We start from the raw sequence: 18,477 nt of genomic DNA, 5'->3' as shown, positions 1-18,477 counted from the left end.
GTGGCAAGCATAGTCACCCTAAGTAGCAATGATGATGTTTAAATCCCCCCTGTATTTGACATAAAAAGACCCCCAATAATTGGTTGTCCAACTATTGGGGGTCATTTCAAAAACGTTTTTTACTTTTGGAGAAGTCGTTAATTAGATAGCGACAACGTTTGCAGCAGATGGCCCTTTCGCGCCGTCAGTAACTTCAAACTCTACCTTTTGACCTTCAGCAAGTGTTTTAAAACCTTCTGAAACAATAGCGGAAAAGTGGACGAACACATCTTTACTGCCATCTTCTGGAGTGATAAAACCAAAACCTTTAGTTTCGTTAAACCACTTAACGTTACCTTTTAATTTAGACATCAAGTTTACCTTTAAAATAGAAAATAAACGCAAGCGTTTTGCGTTGGCTATAGTAAAACAAAAATGATGATTCGCTGTCCACAGTCTAGATCACGAAACGCGTATTTTTTTTCTGTTAAACGATTATTATTCAGACAAATCCCATAACTTAAGCCATTAATCACTTAAGAAATAGTGCTTAATACTTACAATATGAACTATTCGTCAATATCCACTTTTTCATAGTGTAATAGCCAACGTTTGATATCAAGTCCCCCAGTATAGCCTACTAACTTACCATTATGACCAATGACGCGATGGCAAGGAATAATTAACGAGATTGGGTTACGTGAATTTGCCATTCCTACCGCTCTGCAATAGTTGACGGAACCTAATGTAAGTGCCAACTTTTTATAACTCCAAATTTCACCATAAGGAATAGACTGTAAAGTCTGCCAAACGCGTATTTGAAATTCGGTTCCTTTAGGCGCTAGTGGCACTGAAAATAGGGTGCGTTTACCCGAAAAATACTCTTTTAACTGTTTTATACACAGGTCAATTATGGCATTTGAATTAACTAACGCCTCTTTTTCACTAACAAAGTTAAGGCTGGTGATGCCATCATCATCTGCAGTAATGGATATATAAGGCTTTGGAAAACCTTTCGGCGTATTGAGATAATCTTGGTACATAATGTGTTCTCTATTGATTTGTCTGTATCATCAAGATTAAAACATGCTTTGTAAGTAAATCAATCATCTAATTTTCTACTATACCTAATAAAAATTGCTCAAATGAGCGATAAGAAAATAAAATAAATCTGCTAACTGCTTAATTTTAATAATAATCATTATCAAAAATAAAAAACACCATATCTAGTGTGGTTGAAAAAGAATAAACCTATATATAGTATTTAAGTACTTTTCATTGTGACTGTGAGCAGACACATTCACATTTTTATAAGGGTTATTCTATGTCTGTGATCCTCTATACCAAACCAAATTGTGTTCAATGCAGTGCAACCGAGCGCGCATTACAACAACAAAAAATTCCTTTCACTGCGGTTGATCTCACCCAAGACACTCAAGCATTAGCAAAAATAGTTTCTATGGGATATCGCCAAGTACCAGTTGTCGTTAATGGTGACGAACATTGGTCTGGCTTCTGCCCAGATAAAATTCGTCAAATAGCGCGCTAAAGGAGCAACTTATGCAATCGACTGCCCCTTTAATTTATTTCTCTAGTCGCTCAGAAAATTGTCACCGCTTCGTACAAAAACTTAATCTACAAGCGACAAGGATAAAAGAGGATGAACCACTACAAGCCACACAACCTTTTGTGTTGCTCTGCCCAACTTATGGTGGCGGTGGCGTTAAAGGCGCAGTGCCTAAAGCGGTGATCCAGTTTTTAAATATTCCTGAAAATCGCCAATTAATACGCGGTGTTATTGCTTCAGGAAATACCAATTTTGGCTCTGCTTACGGCTTAGCAGGTGACATTATTGCACAAAAATGCCAAGTCCCTTTTCTCTATCGTTTTGAGTTACTTGGTACGCCTGAAGATGTTAAACGTGTAAAAACCGGATTAAGCACATTTTGGTCAGCTAGCAAATAATGACTAAAAAGTGAATGAGATAAAAAATATGACCCACTCTATAGAACAACTCGATTATCACGCCTTAAATGCCATGCTCAATCTCTATGATGAGCAAGGCAATATCCAGTTTGATAAAGACAAATTAGCCACCCACCATTTTTTTCGTCAACACGTTAATCAAAATACGGTGTTTTTTCATGATCTAAAAGAAAAGCTCGATTTTCTGGTGCAACAACACTACTACGAAGCACAAGTATTAGAGCAGTACGATTTCCCGTTTATCAAACAGCTTTTTAAGCATGCCTATAGCAAAAAATTTCGCTTTCAATCGTTCCTAGGTGCATTTAAATACTACACCAGTTACACCTTAAAAACCTTTGATGGTGAGCGTTATCTCGAACGCTATGAAGATCGTGTTTGTATGGTTGCCTTAACCCTAGCACAGGGGAATACCAAACTCGCCACTCACCTTGTCGATGAGATAATTAGTGGCCGTTTCCAGCCTGCAACCCCTACTTTCTTAAATTGTGGAAAAAAACAGCGTGGCGAATTGGTCTCTTGTTTTTTATTACGTATCGAAGACAACATGGAGTCCATTGGCCGAGCAGTCAATTCTGCGTTGCAATTGTCGAAACGTGGCGGAGGTGTTGCTTTCTTACTGACTAATTTACGAGAAGCAGGAGCCCCCATAAAACGCATTGAAAACCAATCGTCTGGCGTAGTACCGGTGATGAAAATGCTTGAAGATGCCTTCTCATATGCCAATCAATTAGGCGCAAGACAAGGTGCTGGAGCGGTTTATCTCCATGCTCATCATCCTGATATCTATCATTTTCTAGATACAAAACGAGAAAATGCTGATGAAAAAATACGTATTAAGACGCTTTCATTAGGTGTCGTTATTCCCGACATTACCTTTGAATTAGCTAAACGCAACGAAGATATGTATCTATTTTCACCTTATGATGTAGAACGAGTATATGGCGTTCCTATGTCAGAAATCAGTATTAGCGAAAAATATACTGAAATGGTCAACAATGCAGAGATACGTAAGAAAAAAATTAAAGCACGGGCATTTTTTCAAACTTTAGCTGAAATTCAATTTGAATCAGGTTATCCCTATATTATGTTTGAAGATACCGTCAATCGCGCAAATCCGATTGCGGGCCGAATTAATATGAGCAATTTATGCTCAGAAATCTTACAAGTAAATAGTGCCAGTGAATACAATCCTGATTTAAGTTATCGACAAATTGGTCATGATATTAGCTGTAATCTCGGATCAATGAATATCGCCATGGCGATGGACTCACCAGATTTTGCGCATACCGTAAATGTTGCCATCAGAGCACTGACGAGTGTGGCACAAATGACTAAAATAGAATCAGTACCTTCTATTGAAAAAGGCAACCAAGCATCTCATGCCATTGGCTTAGGGCAAATGAACTTACATGGTTATTTAGCCCGTGAAGGGATTTATTATGGTTCAGAAGAAGGACTTGATTTTACCAATATCTATTTCTATACCGTAACATACTATGCCCTTTTAGCCTCTAACCAATTAGCGATAGAGACTAAACAGCGCTTTAAAGGGTTTGAACAGTCAAAATATGCCACTGGGGAGTATTTTGATAAATATTTATCAAAACAGTGGTTACCTAAAACCCAAAAAGTCCACCAGCTATTTAGCCAATCCAATATTCATATTCCAACCCAAGAAGATTGGCAAAAACTTAAGCTCTCGATTATGACTCACGGTATTTATAATCAAAACTTACAAGCAATACCACCAACAGGATCAATCTCTTATATCAATCACTCTACATCGAGTATTCACCCCATTGTGGCACCGATTGAAATAAGAAAAGAAGGTAAAATCGGTCGGGTTTATTACCCCGCCCCTTTTATGACCAATGAAAACCGTCATTTTTATCAAGATGCTTATGAAATTGGCGCAGAAAAAATTATCGATACCTATGCCCAAGCATCACAACATATCGACCAAGGATTGTCGCTAACATTATTCTTTTCTGATGAAGCAACCACAAGGGATGTTAATAAAGCACAAATTTATGCATGGCGTAAAGGTATAAAGACCTTGTATTACATTCGTATTAGACAAACAGCATTAGCCGGCACAGAAATAAAAGGCTGTGTTTCATGCGCCCTTTAATAATAATGATAAGGAAAGTGTTACTATGTCTGCATCTTATTTAAGTCGTGTTAATGCGATAAATTGGAATCGTATTGAAGACGAAAAAGATTTAGAAGTTTGGAACCGTTTAACCATGAATTTTTGGTTACCCGAAAAAATTCCACTTTCTAATGATATACCTTCATGGAATACCTTAACCCAAGCTGAAAAACAGTTGACTATCCGTGTATTTACAGGGCTTACACTGCTCGATACGATACAAAATACGGTCGGGGCACCAACCTTAATGCCTGATGCTCAGACTCCTCATGAAGAGGCGGTATTATCGAATATCTGTTTTATGGAAGCGGTACATGCTCGCTCTTATAGCTCGATATTTTCGACACTCTGCTTAACAACAGATGTTGATGATGCTTATCGTTGGAGTGAAGAAAATACCTATTTGCAAAAGAAATCAGATATTATTCTGCGTTATTATCAAGATAGTGATCCATTAAAGAAAAAAATTGCCAGTGTATTTTTAGAGTCTTTTTTATTCTATTCTGGATTTTATTTACCAATGTATTGGTCAAGTCGAGGGAAATTAACCAATACAGCCGACTTAATTCGTTTAATTATTCGTGACGAAGCTGTGCATGGTTATTATATTGGCTATAAATTCCAAAATCAGTTATTAAATAAATCATCATTAGAGAAACAAAATATTAAAGACTTTGCTTTCTCATTATTATTAGATTTATATGATAATGAAGTTAAATATACAGAAGATCTCTACGACTCTGTCGGTTGGACAGAAGATGTAAAAAAATTCCTTCATTATAATGCGAATAAAGCGCTGATGAATTTAGGTTATGAAGCACTATTTCCAGATGAAATAACTAATGTTAGTCCAGCAATACTTTCATCACTATCGCCAGATGCAAATGAAAATCATGATTTCTTTTCTGGCTCAGGCTCTTCTTATGTTATTGGTAAAACGATCAATACCGAAGATGATGACTGGGATTTCTAGCTAACCCTCTACAGCAAAAAACAGAATACATTCATATTAATTATGAATTAATCAATTAATATAATGCACTGAAAAATAAAACTTATTTTTTAGTGCCTTTTTATTTGCTTGAAAAACAACCTGATTGTGTAATTTTTACCGTTCCATTAACCAGAATTATCAATTTTTTACGAATGATTTTTATGACTAGTTATCGATAACTTAAGATCACCCCTCAAAAAACATAAGATTTTTTAATGTTAATGCATTTTTTTCTATTTTTATTTTATCAGTATCTTTTTACATTTTTTTATTTTGTTGTTATTTCTATTGTGATGATAATTAAAATTAACATCTGAATAAAAATAATGTTATTTCATACAGTTAGTATGGTTTTTTTGACTTCTTTCTTTTCTATAATTTTACTTTATTTAAATATTAATTATCAAAAAAAACCTAAAAAAATCACAAAATTATTTGTTTAATTATAATTAACATAGGGTTGTCAGGCTTGTTCATTATGATAGGGTAATTCCCCTACTAAAAATCTCAATTTAGGAAAAACAACAAACTAATTTATTAACATTTAATTTATTCCTTTCATATTTAAATAGGAAAATAGATATTGCATGGCAATTAAACTCGAAGTAAAAAACCTATATAAAATATTTGGTGAGCACCCTAAACGGGCCTTTGAATTATTAGGATCTGGTATGAACAAAGACCAAATCTTTGATAAAACAGGGTTAACCGTTGGTGTGCAAAATGCCAATCTGGCCATTGAAGAAGGCGAAATATTTGTCATCATGGGATTATCAGGCTCTGGTAAATCTACATTAGTGCGCCTTCTCAATCGTCTGATAGATCCCACTAAAGGCGAAGTCCTTATTGATGGTGAAAACATCACCACCATGTCTGATAAAGATTTACGACAAGTTCGACGTAAAAAAATCAGTATGGTGTTTCAATCATTCGCTTTAATGCCTCATATGAATGTACTCGATAATACAGCATTTGGTATGGAGCTTGCAGGCATTAGCAAAGAAGAGCGCTATGAAAAAGCCATGGCAGCATTAGAGCAAGTTAACTTAAGCTCTCATGCTCAATCTTGGCCGGATGAGTTATCCGGTGGGATGCGACAACGTATTGGGCTTGCTCGTGCACTGGCCAATGATCCTGATATCTTATTAATGGATGAGGCATTCTCCGCACTTGACCCATTAATCCGAACAGAAATGCAAGATGAGTTATTGAGCTTACAAGGTGATAAACAACGCACCATTGTGTTTATTTCTCATGATCTGGATGAAGCCATGCGTATTGGTGATCGTATCGCGATTATGCAAGGCGGTGTGGTGGTACAAATCGGTACCCCTGATGAAATTCTTAATAACCCAGCCAATGATTATGTACGTACCTTCTTCCGTGGCGTTGATATCAGTCATGTATTTAGCGCTAAAGATATTGCTAAACGTCGCCCAGAAACACTACTGCATATTGCGCCAGGTTTTGGTCCCCGTTCAGCATTAAAAGTACTGGAAGATGAAGATAGAAACTTTGGTTATTTAATTGAGCGAGGACGGAAATTTGCAGGTATTGTTTCTGTCACTTCTCTTGAAGAAGCATTAAAAGCGAAGCAACCTATTGGATCCGCTATTTTAACTGAACCTTGTGCGATTAATGGTGATACACCATTAAATGAACTGATTTCTACTGTTGCGCAATCTCCCTGTGCGATCCCTGTTATTGATGAAAAAAACCGTTATATCGGTTTAATTTCGAAAGGAATGTTGTTACAAGCACTGGATAAGGAGACACCAAATGAGTAAGACAAATAACCAAGCCAATCCTTGGGAAACGGACACTCAAGAAGCGGCAACAGAAAACGCCAATACAACACAAAATTCAGCGCAAGAAACGCATAACAACACAGATACAGACAATGATCCTTGGGCAACCACGGATAGCAACACTACTGATACCGACCCTTGGAGTAGTAGCGCTGGCGGTGATACCGGTGGAGCTGATGCTGATCCTTGGGGTACAGGGAGTGGCACTGACGGCAGTGATCTCTCTTCTGGTACTGATTGGCTAGATGCCATGCCAACAGAAAGTACACCTGATCACTTTAATATTATGGATCCATTTAATCATACGCTGATCCCACTAGATTCTTGGGTAACGGATGGTATTGACTGGATTGTGCTGCATTTTCGTCCTATTTTCCAAGGGATACGCGTTCCAGTCGATTTAGTATTAGGTGGCTTTGAAAACTTTCTTACCTCAATGCCTGCACCTGTTGCGATTATTTTATTTTCACTGATTGCATGGCAACTTTCAGGTAAGGTGATGGGAATAAGCGCTTTTATTTCACTGATCTTAATCGGTGCTATTGGTGCATGGTCTGAAGCGATGATAACCCTTGCATTAGTGCTGACCTCATTACTATTCTGCCTGATTATTGGTCTCCCCTTAGGGATATGGCTTGCACATAGTGACAGAGCATCAAAAATTGTCAGACCACTTTTAGATGCCATGCAAACAACCCCCGCTTTCGTTTACTTAGTACCTATCGTGATGTTATTCGGGATTGGTAACGTACCCGGTGTAGTTGTCACGATTATTTTCGCCTTACCACCGATAGTGCGATTAACTATTTTAGGTATCAAACAAGTACCGGAAGATCTCATTGAAGCGGCTCAATCATTTGGGGCAAATCCTCGACAAATGTTGTTTAAAGTACAATTACCGCTGGCAATGCCAACGATTATGGCTGGGGTCAACCAAACCTTAATGTTAGCACTGTCAATGGTTGTTATCGCATCAATGATAGCCGTTGGTGGTTTAGGTCAAATGGTATTACGTGGTATTGGTCGCCTAGATATGGGATTAGCGGCTGTAGGTGGTGCCGGTATTGTGATCCTCGCGATTATTCTTGACCGCTTAACTCAATCTTTAGGCCAAAATAGTCGCCTGAAAGGTAATAGACGCTGGTATATGACAGGCCCGATTGGTTTGATCTGCCGCCTGTTTGGTAAAAAAGCCGCATAACTCATACTGGCAATAAGATTAACTAACAATCAAACATATTTATTCAATTAATATAAGAGATAACAGTAGCACGACACAGCGACTATTATCTCTTACCCATCACAACAGAAGGAAAAACTATGCGTAATCCAGTTCTCTGGGCAACAGTATTGTCCGCCACACTGATAAGCACTCAGTTATCCGCTGCTGATTTACCCGGTAAAGGGGTTTCGGTTCAACCGGTACAAAGTACTATTTCTGAAGAAACTTTTCAGACACTCATTGTCAATAAAGCACTCGAAAAACTCGGCTACACAGTGCAACCCATTAAAGAAGTTGACTACAACGTAGCTTATTCTTCTATTGCTAATGGTGATGCCACTTTTATGGCGGTTAGTTGGGTACCTTTGCATAACTCACAATATGAAGCCGCAGGTGGCGATAACACATTTTATCGTAAAGGTGATTATGTGGTTAATGCAGCCCAAGGTTACTTAATCGATAAAAAAACGGCTGAAAAATATAACATCACTAATATAGAGCAATTTAAAGATCCGAAAATTGCCAAATTATTTGATGCCAATGGTGATGGAAAAGCAGATTTAACCGGTTGTAACCCTGGCTGGGGTTGTGAAGAAGCCATTAATAATCACTTAAAAGCCTATGATTTAGAGAAATCAGTCACCCATAATCAGGGTAACTATGCGGCAATGATGGCAGATACCATTACTCGTTATAAAGAAGGTAAACCTATCTTCTATTATACTTGGACACCATACTGGATAAGTGATGTATTAAAGCCGGGTAAAGATGTCGTTTGGCTACAAGTTCCCTTCTCTTCATTACCGGGAGATGACAAAACCGATACAACCTTACCAAACGGTAAAAACTACGGTTTCCCACCGAGTACAATGCATATCGCGGCAAATAAAAAATGGGCCGAAGCCAACCCTGCTGCTGCTAAATTATTTGAAATAATGAAAGTTTCAGTGGCTGATATCAACGCCCAAAACTTACGTATGCATAATGGTCAAAAATCACAAGCAGATATTGAACGTCATGCTAACGCGTGGATCAAAGCACATCAAAAAACCTTTGATGGCTGGGTAGAAGAAGCGCGTAAAGCGGCTAATTAATAGTGATAATCCTTAAATAACGTCAAAGCAGAGCATTATTAATATGCTCTGCTTTTTTTTATCTTATGGCTGTTGTCCTGTTGTCTAACTAAAAACTTTTAACCACAGTAAAGCGATAATCTCGCCCAGTACCAGATACCGACTCACCTAAATAAGGGTAATAATCACGGTTAAATAAATTGGCGACAGTAAAACGTATCTCGGTATTATCGATAAAAGCAGGTTTCCAATTAGCGAATAGTCCATGAATGGCATAGCCTTTACTTTTTGGTAATGACCAATAAGTAGCAGCCGGATCAGCATCCATCGGTGAACGACGTTGAGCGCCAATAAAGTCCCCTGTCCACCCTGCAACCATATTTATTTGTGGGATTTTCATTCCAAGGGTGGCATGTAATGCATCCGGTTGAATTTCTGCAATCCATGTTTTTTGTCCAAACCACGGATCACGAGGAGATTGATCGCGTTTACCTTTCATTGTCGAATACGCTAAGCGACCAAAGAGATTAGTACTGTCATAAAATGCCTCTATTTCCATACCTTGAATATGGTAGCCAGGTAAATTGCGATAATTTCCAAGGGAAGGAGGACAACTTCCATTGTTTCCGGTTACTTTTCCGCTTTCACAATAGACACCGCGACGACGGAATATCTCATCTTTCCCACGAGTATCAAAAAATGTGCTTCGAAGTTGCAGCTGATCTTCTTGTTGGAAAACATTTTCAAAATCAACAATGGCGCCAATCCGTGTTGCGGTAACGGTCTCTTTATCTAAATGGCGACTCGTGCCTGTCAAACTAGAGATACTGGCTTGCACTTCATATTGTTCATCAATTAACGGCGCACGCCATGTATGAGTTATATCACCAAAAAATCTAATATTGGGGGTCGCTTTCCATAAAATACCCAAATGAGGTGTAATGCCACGATAAGTTACATCACTATAATCATGACCGTAATAGGGATTAGGATCTTGATAAACCTTCGCTCGACTCCCTGCTCCTTGATTTTTCACTATATCATAACGCACACCAGGCGTGAGGGTTAGTGTTCGATAACTAATTGAATCTTGAAGATAAAAACTCGTGGTTGTTTGCGTCCCTTCTGGCATATAAGGTGGTGCATAATAGCCATAATTATAATTTGGATTTTTCGCTTTATCCCGCGTAAACATTAACACATTACGATCATTACGGTGCCAACGCGCTCCTACTAAAATCACATGTTCGGTAGCTCCTTGCATCACGGTACTTTCATTTTTCACTTCAATTTGATGATTTTTATAGTTAACCCAACTTTGGTTACCCATACTACTACTTAGATAAGAACTCGCATTATCAGGGCGTTTATCATTCTGTTTGGTATTTGAATAACCATAAGTCAATGTGAAATTAATCAGGTCAGAATCAATTGGCTGAATATTCCATTTCACACTCACAGTGTCATCTTTTTGGTCACGATAAACTAACTTACGTTTCATCGCTCCATCAAAACCATATTTATCAACATCATATTGACTCGGTTTTGCCAGTTCATCTCGCTTGGCAGCCCAAGGCGTCCAGCCATCACTGACAGATCTTGATGCTGATAAAGTTAATGTTTGTGCGTCTGTTAAATAGACATTGGTTTTAATTAAAAACGAATCTTGATCTGATTGTGAATAACCAAATTTAGTGCCATCAGGACGACGTAAATCATCGCTTTTACGACGATTAAAATAAAATAGACCGTCAGCCGTTCCATCCATTAGCTTGCCATATATCGCACCACTATAACGATTTTGCCTATCATTGGTATGATGTCCATATTTTAAAAACATACCAATATGCTGATCAGGTAACAGTAAGTCATCCGGATCTTTCGTTTCAATCCGTACGGAGCCACCAAATCCTCCATTTCCTTGGGTGATATTATGTGGTCCTTTATCGACATCAAGGCGTTTAATTAATTCAGGATCGATAAATATGGAACCTTGACGATATTTTTCAAACGTCTTCGGTGTACCATCAAGAGTGATTTTCACATCTTCCGGATTGCCCATTCCCCAAATATTTAAAGTTTGCCCACCAGGTCTTGGCGAGCCAGATGAAGAAATCCCTGGTAATTTATCTACCAATTCAGCGATATTATTTGGCTGAATTCTATTGATATCTTTTAATGTCAAAGCCGTGCTTCCTGCTTCAACACTCGAATTTAATTTTCCGGAAACATAAATAGGATCAAGCACCACAGTTTCAGATTGTTGAGTCTGTGATGCTTTTTCTGTGCTTTGTGAAGCAACGCTATTAAACGAAGCAAGTGTAGTGAGTAATAAAAAAATCGCATGAGATGAAAATGAAACGGCCCCCATTCCCTGAAAATGAGGCTCATGCTTAATTAACAAAAAGTTCATAATAGTATCTTTTATATGGTTATTAATACGCAAATAAATAGCTAAAAATACATTTAACAACACAATCATGTTAATGATAATTATTATCATTACATAGCTTTTTTTGATCTAAACCATAAAAAAGTTAACTAAACTAAAAATGAGCTATATTTAAAACAGAATAACTAAATAATTTAATATTAATGATATAATTAACTAATAACATTGGTTACTATATGGATTAGTACTTGTCTAATCAGGACAGTGAGGGAATGGGGCTATTCATCTATTTAGCATAATAAATAATGCAAATATTCGGTTATCTGCCGAGAATAAATCACATTTTACTTTTAATATTAATCTATTATAAAAATAGATTAAAAACTTTCATGCCCGATTGATTGAACATTGCTATCACAGTAATTCTTTCCGCAAAAAAATGACTCATGTTACTATCATTTACCTTACAAATAATTTGTGATCAGTATTATGGAAAACACAGCACCACAAACCTCTCTTAGTAAAGGCCTTATTTTACTTATGGCCGTTGCCACTGGCATGGTTGTCGCAAGTAACTATTATGCACAACCGCTACTTGATTCAATTGCAAATTATTTTCATATCTCTGCCACTTTAGCTGGCTTTATTGTCACTACAGCACAATTAAGTTATGCCTTAGGTTTAATGCTATTGGTTCCCCTTGGCGATATTTTTGAACGTCGTTCACTGATTGTTATCATGACGCTGATTTCAGCGAGCGGCTTATTAATTACGGCAATGGCACCTAATATTTGGCTTATGTTAATTGGTACTGCCCTATCAGGTATGTTCTCGGTCGTCGCCCAAATTCTGGTTCCTTTTGCCGCTACACTTGCTGCACCTCATCAACGAGGAAAAGCGGTAGGTACTATTATGAGTGGGCTTTTACTTGGTATTTTACTGGCAAGAACAGCGTCAGGGCTGATGGCTTCCTTTACTAATTGGCAGGGCATTTTCTGGCTAGCAAGTGTTTTTCTAGCTATTTTAGCTATTACACTATGGCGCTGTTTACCTACCTATAAAAGTCAAACAAATTTAAATTATTTTCAACTGCTCGGTTCTATTTTTAAATTGTTTGCCACGACCCCAGTATTACGTACCCGCTCACTGATTGGTGCACTTATCTTTGCCCACTTTGGTTTACTGTGGACATCAATGGCTTTTTTACTCGCTTCTGATCCCTTTAATTATTCCGATGCAGTTATTGGCTTGTTTGGACTTGTCGGTGCTGCGGGAGCACTAATGGCAGGTAAAGCGGGTGTATGGGTTGATAAAGGCAAAGGTAAAAAAACGACTACTTCAGGTTTAATTCTTCTCTTCATTTGTTGGGGACTTATTGTTATCGCCCCTTATTATCAATGGATTGGACTGATTAGTTTTATTATTGGTGTGGTTTTATTAGATTTAGCCGTTCAAGGTGTTCATGTCACTAACCAAAGCACTATCTACCGTATTTTACCTGATGCCCGAAATCGGCTTACTGCCGCTTATATGACTAGCTATTTTATCGGGGGCGCCCTAGGCTCTTTATTATCGGGTTACGCTTATCACCAATATGGCTGGATTGGTGTTTCCAGCGCCGGTGCAATCATTGGCTTATTAGGTTTACTGGTTTGGTTATTTGGTTATAAAAATGATCCAGTGATCCAATCTGAATAATAAAACTTATCTCAAAAGGGGTATTTTATGTCAGCAATACCCCTCTAAACAGAACAAAACGTAAATGTTTTAACAGCGTGATTACTATTTATGTATATCATCATCTCATTCTTTATTAAGAAATACATATCAATTATATCAATATAGCATAAACGGCATAGTTTCTAAGTGGTATTATTAACAATAGAATCATTATAGTGTAAAATAAATTTATTACGTGTTTTATCGTAGAAATCGATCCATTTTTTCCTAAATAGACTATTATTCATAAGTAAATAAGGGATAAATTGATTTTTATAACTTATTGTAAATAGATAAGCACCTAGTGATTTTTTTATGTTATCATTCAAAAAATTTATGAATCAGGTAGCATAATCAAAAAAACATAGTGACTATAAATAATAAAAATTGCTAAATTGTGTGTTTAATATACCATTTAACATGTTGATAACAACGTTATCCTAATTATCGAAACTAACAAGGTGTCTAAAAATGGAAAGCTCATTTACGCCAACAGAAGAACTACTAAACACTCGCGCTACACAACAGAAATCGCTTAACAAAGATATTCCTTACCAAGAAATTTTGTTAACTCGCCTGTCTATGCACGTCCAGAGCAAACTTCTTGAAAGTCGTAATAATATGTTAAAGTCTCAGGGCATTAACGAGACATTATTTATGGCACTTATGATTTTAGATACAACGGAAAATCGTAGTATTCAACCATCAGAATTGAGTGCGGCGTTAGGCTCATCAAGAACAAATGCCACTCGTATTGCAGATGAATTAGAAAAACAAGGATGGATTGAGCGTCGTGAAAGTCATAATGACCGTCGCTGTCTACATCTTCATTTAACTGATGCTGGAGAAGAGTTTTTAAATAGCTTATTACCACCACAGCACGAATGTTTAAAGAAAATTTGGTCAGTATTAGATGAAGGTGAACAAAAACAGCTAGAAACCCTAATGCGTAAATTATTATTACAACTTGATACATTAGCGGATAATCAGCAGGAATAACCATCACTATCAATAAACTTATTGATCTAATCTGTATTAGCTCAGATTTGACCTGACTAGCTATGGCACAGAGCTAACATAAATCTGACAGGTCGCTCTGTGCCAAAAGCCAATATTCCCCAGCCCTTGCACTCAATCATGTCTGATATTTAATCTATCATACTACCGACAAGATCTATGTAACATTGGCTACTTAGTCTATTTATACCCAATATTTTGATATTTCAGATGAACTGGTTACAACAGCATGTTGAGACAAGATTTTCTCGAGTAAAAAAACATGTGTGTCATGATCAGGATCGGCACAACAATCACTTACAATCACTAGACGATAATCTAGGTCAAATGCCTGACTAACTGTAGATAAAATCACGCCACTGGTCGTGACTCCTGCAAGGATCAAGGTTTCAATACCTTGTGTACGAAGAACCATCTCAAGCTCAGTAAATGAAAAAGCCCCCACTCTACGTTTAATAATAACGATTTCATTTTCCTGCGGAAAAATATCATCATGAATAGCGGAACTTTCACTATTGGTGATTAATATTCCATTGTCTTTAATCGATGAGAAAATTATATTGTTTTGACTAACCTCAGGATACCCCTCACGAAACTCAACACTAACATAGATAATCGGTATGCCTGCTGCACGCGTAGCGGAAATTAATGATGATGTATTACGAATAACATCTTCAGCACGATCTTGTGGAAGAAAATTATTAAGAATGGTCGTCTGAAAATCCATTACCAGCAGAGCACTATTTTTATCGATATTATTATTGTTATTGTTGAATTGTGTTGTCATAAAATCTCCGAAATATACAGGTGAAGAAGAACGAAGTTCATCAGCGTATAACTGAATTACGATGTAATTTAAAATTCCAAGCGGCTCCCAACAATAAGACAACACTAGTTGCCAGAAAAACTGCGCGCATACCTATATGACCACCAATAACGCCACCTATTAACGGGCCGATGAACTGACCTGCAAACTGGGCTGCGACCGAATAGCCAAGGATACTGCCTATCATTCCTTCTGGAACGTGATGACGTATTACTGCCGCAATACAAGGCAACAATCCCCCCAATGCTAATCCCATAAGAAAACGTAAAATAATAAGTTGCCAACCAGAGGTAACAAAGGCCTGAGGGATCAGCAATAAACCGGCTATAGCTAGTGCCAGCGTGATAATACGCAAATGCCCTATCCTATCTGCTAATTTCCCAAGCCAAGAGGCTGAAATAATACTACCTAAGGCAGCAGCGGCCATGACATAACCTGCAACCCTAGTTATCTGAGCAGGATCATTAACGAGTGTACGCACATAAACTGTAATAATAGGTTCTATCGACATATTGGCCAGCATCAGCAACAACCCCGTACAAAGCATGCTAACTATCACAAATCGTGCTGGTAACTGCGACCAACTCACTTGCATTTTTGTCGTAGTATTTATGTATTTCGGCGTATCTTCACGGATAAGCGTAAGGGTCATGATAAAGGACAAAAAGATCAGTGCACCGGCACAGAAAAACGTGTTTCGAATACCGAACAAGTCAGGTAACCAACCTCCAGCTAGAGGGCCAATAAGATTACCCGCCATTACACCACATGAAACAATGCCCAACGCCCAAGCAACACGCTCTCTTGGAGCTTGTACTGCAATAAGAATAGTTGCTCCAGATGAGTATCCCCCCGCCAAACCAACTAATAGCCTTAGACCGACAAGTTGCCAAATATTTGTTACCATTCCCATAAGTGAGACGGTCACCGCCATACCAAGACTGGCTCTTACGAGCATCGATTTACGTCCATATTTGTCACCGAGCTTTCCCCATACTGGAGCAATTAAGCCAGCAGTGATAAACGTTGCACTGAATGCCACGCCAGACCATTGGACAATGGCGGCGTGACCTTGAACACCAAGCTCTTCAACATATAGGGGGAGGAACGGTAACATCAAGGTCATTGCAAAAACAGTTGAAAAAGAACCAATAAAGCAAACGAGCAGATTTCGACGCCAAAAGCTGTTATATAATTGAGTCATAGAAACATTCTTTTCTGGTATACCAATTTGGTATACCATATAGATAATTTATTTTACTGTCAATTTTTAGGAGAGTATTGCCGTTATGAGCCAAGTGTTAGAGGTTGAAAAACAATTAAGAAAACTGATACTCAACATGGAACTAGGCCCAGGAGAACGGTTAACTGAACGCTGGGCTGAAGCGAAATTTAACGCATCGAGAACTCCCGTTCGAGCCGCATTACAAAAGTTGGAATCAGAGGGACTTATATGTCGTGATGGTATACGTTGGTTAGTGGCACCAATCGATGCCGATGAAATCGAACAATTATGTATTTACCGAGAAATACTGGAGGTAGCAGCATTAAAACTTTCAGTCAGCCAGATCACCGAAGAACAGTTGAACAATTTGGAACGCCTGCTTAAAGAAACCACGGTAGATTCACCAGAAGAGAGCATGGAAAATGCTGGAACACGATTCCATAGAGAGTTGGCACGCCTTTGTAATAACGCATTTATTATTGAAGGGATAAATGATGCCCTACGTAGGCTTTCGCGAGCACGATGGCTTGATAGAGCGCCGTCTAATCCAGCGTGGGATGAGCATCGTGAAATATTTGTCGCACTTCGTTCGAGAGATACGGACAAAGCCGTAGAACTACTCGCCACTCATTTGTGCGAAAGTAGACTCCGTTTACTAGATACCATTACATCTAGTAAACGTAGCCTAAGAGCAAGAGGCATTGCGATATCCTGACCAAATACCGCCAACCTCATTTACAACATGAATTGATAAACAAATATATTCATTCACATTTATAATTGGCCTTTCGTGCTAATTATTATTCTAATATAAGCCCAATATATATGTTTCCGGATTTTATTCTGGAAACATATATAATGCTTTTTTCTGGTTTATGGAGATCTTCTAAATGAGTGTAAATGAGGAAAAAAATCCACCTCAGGCTCCCATTCGCAATAAAAAACGAACTCGCCGAAATGTTTTATTGCTACTGACTTTTATCTTTATTCTCGCGGGGCTCGCTTATACCGCTTACTGGTTTATGGTTCTTAGACATCATGAAACCACAGATAATGCCTACGTAACAGGCAATCAAATTATGGTTATGCCACAAATTTCAGGCTCGGTAACGACTGTCTATGTGGACAATACAGACTACGTAAAAGCAGGTGAACCGCTAGTCCAATTAGATGATAGTGATGAAATACTTGCATTAGATAAAGCAAAAACCGCTTTAGCAAATAGTGTCCGTCAAATGCATCAGCAAATCATCAATGGTCGTCAATTAAAAGCGAATATTGTTTTACGTGAAACTGAATTGGCAAAATTGCAAAATGATCTGCGTCGTAGAGAAGTATTAGGCGAGCGAAATGTCATTGGAAAAGAAGAACTCCAACATGCAAGAGAAGCTGTTGCCACGGCAAAAGCGGCATTAGATGTAGCAAAAGAGCAATATAATGCTAATCAAGCCATTATCTTAACCACGCCTATTGCACAACAACCTTCTGTATTACAAGCTGCAACAGAAGTGCGTAATGCATGGCTAGCTTTACAACGAACAAAAATACTAAGTCCTGCTGAAGGTTATGTCTCACGTCGTAGCGTTCAAGTTGGTGCACAAGTTGCACCGGGTAAACCGTTAATGGCCGTCGTACCTGTCACAGGTATGTGGATAGACGCTAACTTTAAAGAGACGCAACTGGCCAATATGCGTATCGGACAGCCCGCGAAAATAACCACTGATTTTTATGGTAAAAAAGTTATTTACCATGGTCGTGTACAGGGATTAGATATGGGAACAGGCAGTGCATTCTCACTATTACCGGCACAAAATGCCAGTGGTAACTGGATAAAAGTAGTTCAGCGCTTGCCGGTACGTATTTCCCTTGATGAAAAAGAAGTTGCAGAAAAACCGCTACGTATCGGTTTATCCACTGAAGTGACTGTGGATACCGTTAATCTTGATGGAAAAGTATTATCACAGAGCGAACGTCAAGCACCGGCTTATCATACTGATGCACTCACTATTGATATGTCAGAAATCAATTCATTGATTAATGAAATCATTGAACAAAATGCAGGATGATAAAGCGAGGTGTAA

16 protein-coding genes are annotated in these 18,477 nt (G+C 38.1%); 11 read left to right on the top strand and 5 right to left on the bottom strand.

Annotated features, from left to right (window positions below):
- Positions 1–141 precede the first annotated feature (141 nt).
- Both cspE and PMI_RS02055 read right to left on the bottom strand, forming a co-directional pair.
- Complete coding sequence (cspE, locus tag PMI_RS02060; RefSeq protein WP_004246068.1) at positions 142–351, bottom strand: transcription antiterminator/RNA stability regulator CspE; 210 nt, start codon at positions 349–351, stop codon at positions 142–144.
- Positions 352–548: 197 nt separating this feature from the next.
- Positions 549–1,022: a methylated-DNA--[protein]-cysteine S-methyltransferase gene (locus PMI_RS02055; protein ID WP_004246069.1), complete on the bottom strand. Its 474-nt coding sequence runs from the start codon at positions 1,020–1,022 to the stop codon at positions 549–551.
- A 281-nt stretch (positions 1,023–1,303) separates the two neighbouring features.
- Between PMI_RS02055 and nrdH the strand changes: the two genes are divergently transcribed.
- From nrdH to proX, 7 genes are all read left to right on the top strand, one after another.
- A complete protein-coding gene (gene nrdH / locus PMI_RS02050; protein WP_004246071.1) occupies positions 1,304–1,528 on the top strand; it encodes a glutaredoxin-like protein NrdH in 225 nt (74 codons plus the stop codon).
- Positions 1,529–1,539: 11 nt separating this feature from the next.
- Positions 1,540–1,944, top strand: a complete 405-nt coding sequence (gene nrdI, locus PMI_RS02045) for a class Ib ribonucleoside-diphosphate reductase assembly flavoprotein NrdI (RefSeq protein WP_004246072.1) — start codon at positions 1,540–1,542, stop codon at positions 1,942–1,944.
- Positions 1,945–1,972: 28 nt separating this feature from the next.
- A complete protein-coding gene (gene nrdE / locus PMI_RS02040; protein WP_004252248.1) occupies positions 1,973–4,099 on the top strand; it encodes a class 1b ribonucleoside-diphosphate reductase subunit alpha in 2,127 nt (708 codons plus the stop codon).
- A 25-nt stretch (positions 4,100–4,124) separates the two neighbouring features.
- Positions 4,125–5,093, top strand: a complete 969-nt coding sequence (gene nrdF, locus PMI_RS02035) for a class 1b ribonucleoside-diphosphate reductase subunit beta (RefSeq protein WP_012367584.1) — start codon at positions 4,125–4,127, stop codon at positions 5,091–5,093.
- Positions 5,094–5,701: 608 nt separating this feature from the next.
- Entirely contained in the window at positions 5,702–6,901 is a 1,200-nt protein-coding gene (proV, locus tag PMI_RS02030; RefSeq protein WP_004246075.1) for a glycine betaine/L-proline ABC transporter ATP-binding protein ProV, read from the top strand.
- The gene (gene proW, locus PMI_RS02025; protein ID WP_004252252.1) at positions 6,894–8,123 is read left to right on the top strand and encodes a glycine betaine/L-proline ABC transporter permease ProW; all 1,230 of its coding nucleotides are present in this window, start codon (positions 6,894–6,896) and stop codon (positions 8,121–8,123) included. Before proV ends, proW begins: the two co-directional genes overlap by 8 nt.
- Positions 8,124–8,242: 119 nt before the next feature.
- Complete coding sequence (proX, locus tag PMI_RS02020) at positions 8,243–9,238, top strand: glycine betaine/L-proline ABC transporter substrate-binding protein ProX (protein WP_004247424.1); 996 nt, start codon at positions 8,243–8,245, stop codon at positions 9,236–9,238.
- 88 nt (positions 9,239–9,326) lie between these two features.
- Here the strand turns inward: proX and PMI_RS02015 are convergent, their stop codons facing one another.
- Entirely contained in the window at positions 9,327–11,720 is a 2,394-nt protein-coding gene (locus tag PMI_RS02015) for a TonB-dependent hemoglobin/transferrin/lactoferrin family receptor (protein ID WP_012367583.1), read from the bottom strand.
- A 378-nt stretch (positions 11,721–12,098) separates the two neighbouring features.
- Here PMI_RS02015 and PMI_RS02010 point away from each other — a divergent pair, with 378 nt between their 5' ends.
- Positions 12,099–13,307, top strand: coding sequence for an MFS transporter (locus PMI_RS02010; RefSeq protein WP_004246079.1), 1,209 nt, complete (start codon positions 12,099–12,101; stop codon positions 13,305–13,307).
- A gap of 492 nt (positions 13,308–13,799) precedes the next feature.
- Positions 13,800–14,327 carry a transcriptional repressor MprA gene (gene mprA / locus PMI_RS02005; protein ID WP_004246081.1) on the top strand — a complete coding sequence of 176 codons (528 nt, stop codon included), beginning with the start codon at positions 13,800–13,802 and terminating at the stop codon, positions 14,325–14,327.
- Between the two features lie 202 nt (positions 14,328–14,529).
- Here the strand turns inward: mprA and PMI_RS02000 are convergent, their stop codons facing one another.
- Both PMI_RS02000 and PMI_RS01995 read right to left on the bottom strand, forming a co-directional pair.
- Positions 14,530–15,132 carry a cysteine hydrolase family protein gene (locus PMI_RS02000; protein WP_012367581.1) on the bottom strand — a complete coding sequence of 201 codons (603 nt, stop codon included), beginning with the start codon at positions 15,130–15,132 and terminating at the stop codon, positions 14,530–14,532.
- A 40-nt stretch (positions 15,133–15,172) separates the two neighbouring features.
- Entirely contained in the window at positions 15,173–16,375 is a 1,203-nt protein-coding gene (locus PMI_RS01995; RefSeq protein WP_012367580.1) for an MFS transporter, read from the bottom strand.
- Positions 16,376–16,460: 85 nt separating this feature from the next.
- Between PMI_RS01995 and PMI_RS01990 the strand changes: the two genes are divergently transcribed.
- The gene (locus tag PMI_RS01990; RefSeq protein ID WP_012367579.1) at positions 16,461–17,111 is read left to right on the top strand and encodes a GntR family transcriptional regulator; all 651 of its coding nucleotides are present in this window, start codon (positions 16,461–16,463) and stop codon (positions 17,109–17,111) included.
- A gap of 175 nt (positions 17,112–17,286) precedes the next feature.
- Positions 17,287–18,462: a multidrug efflux MFS transporter periplasmic adaptor subunit EmrA gene (gene emrA / locus PMI_RS01985; RefSeq protein WP_004252255.1), complete on the top strand. Its 1,176-nt coding sequence runs from the start codon at positions 17,287–17,289 to the stop codon at positions 18,460–18,462.
- Positions 18,463–18,477 lie beyond the last annotated feature (15 nt).

This window comes from Proteus mirabilis HI4320 (genome assembly GCF_000069965.1).
Lineage (GTDB): Bacteria > Pseudomonadota > Gammaproteobacteria > Enterobacterales > Enterobacteriaceae > Proteus > Proteus mirabilis.
This window is presented reverse-complemented; position numbering and strand designations above follow the sequence as displayed.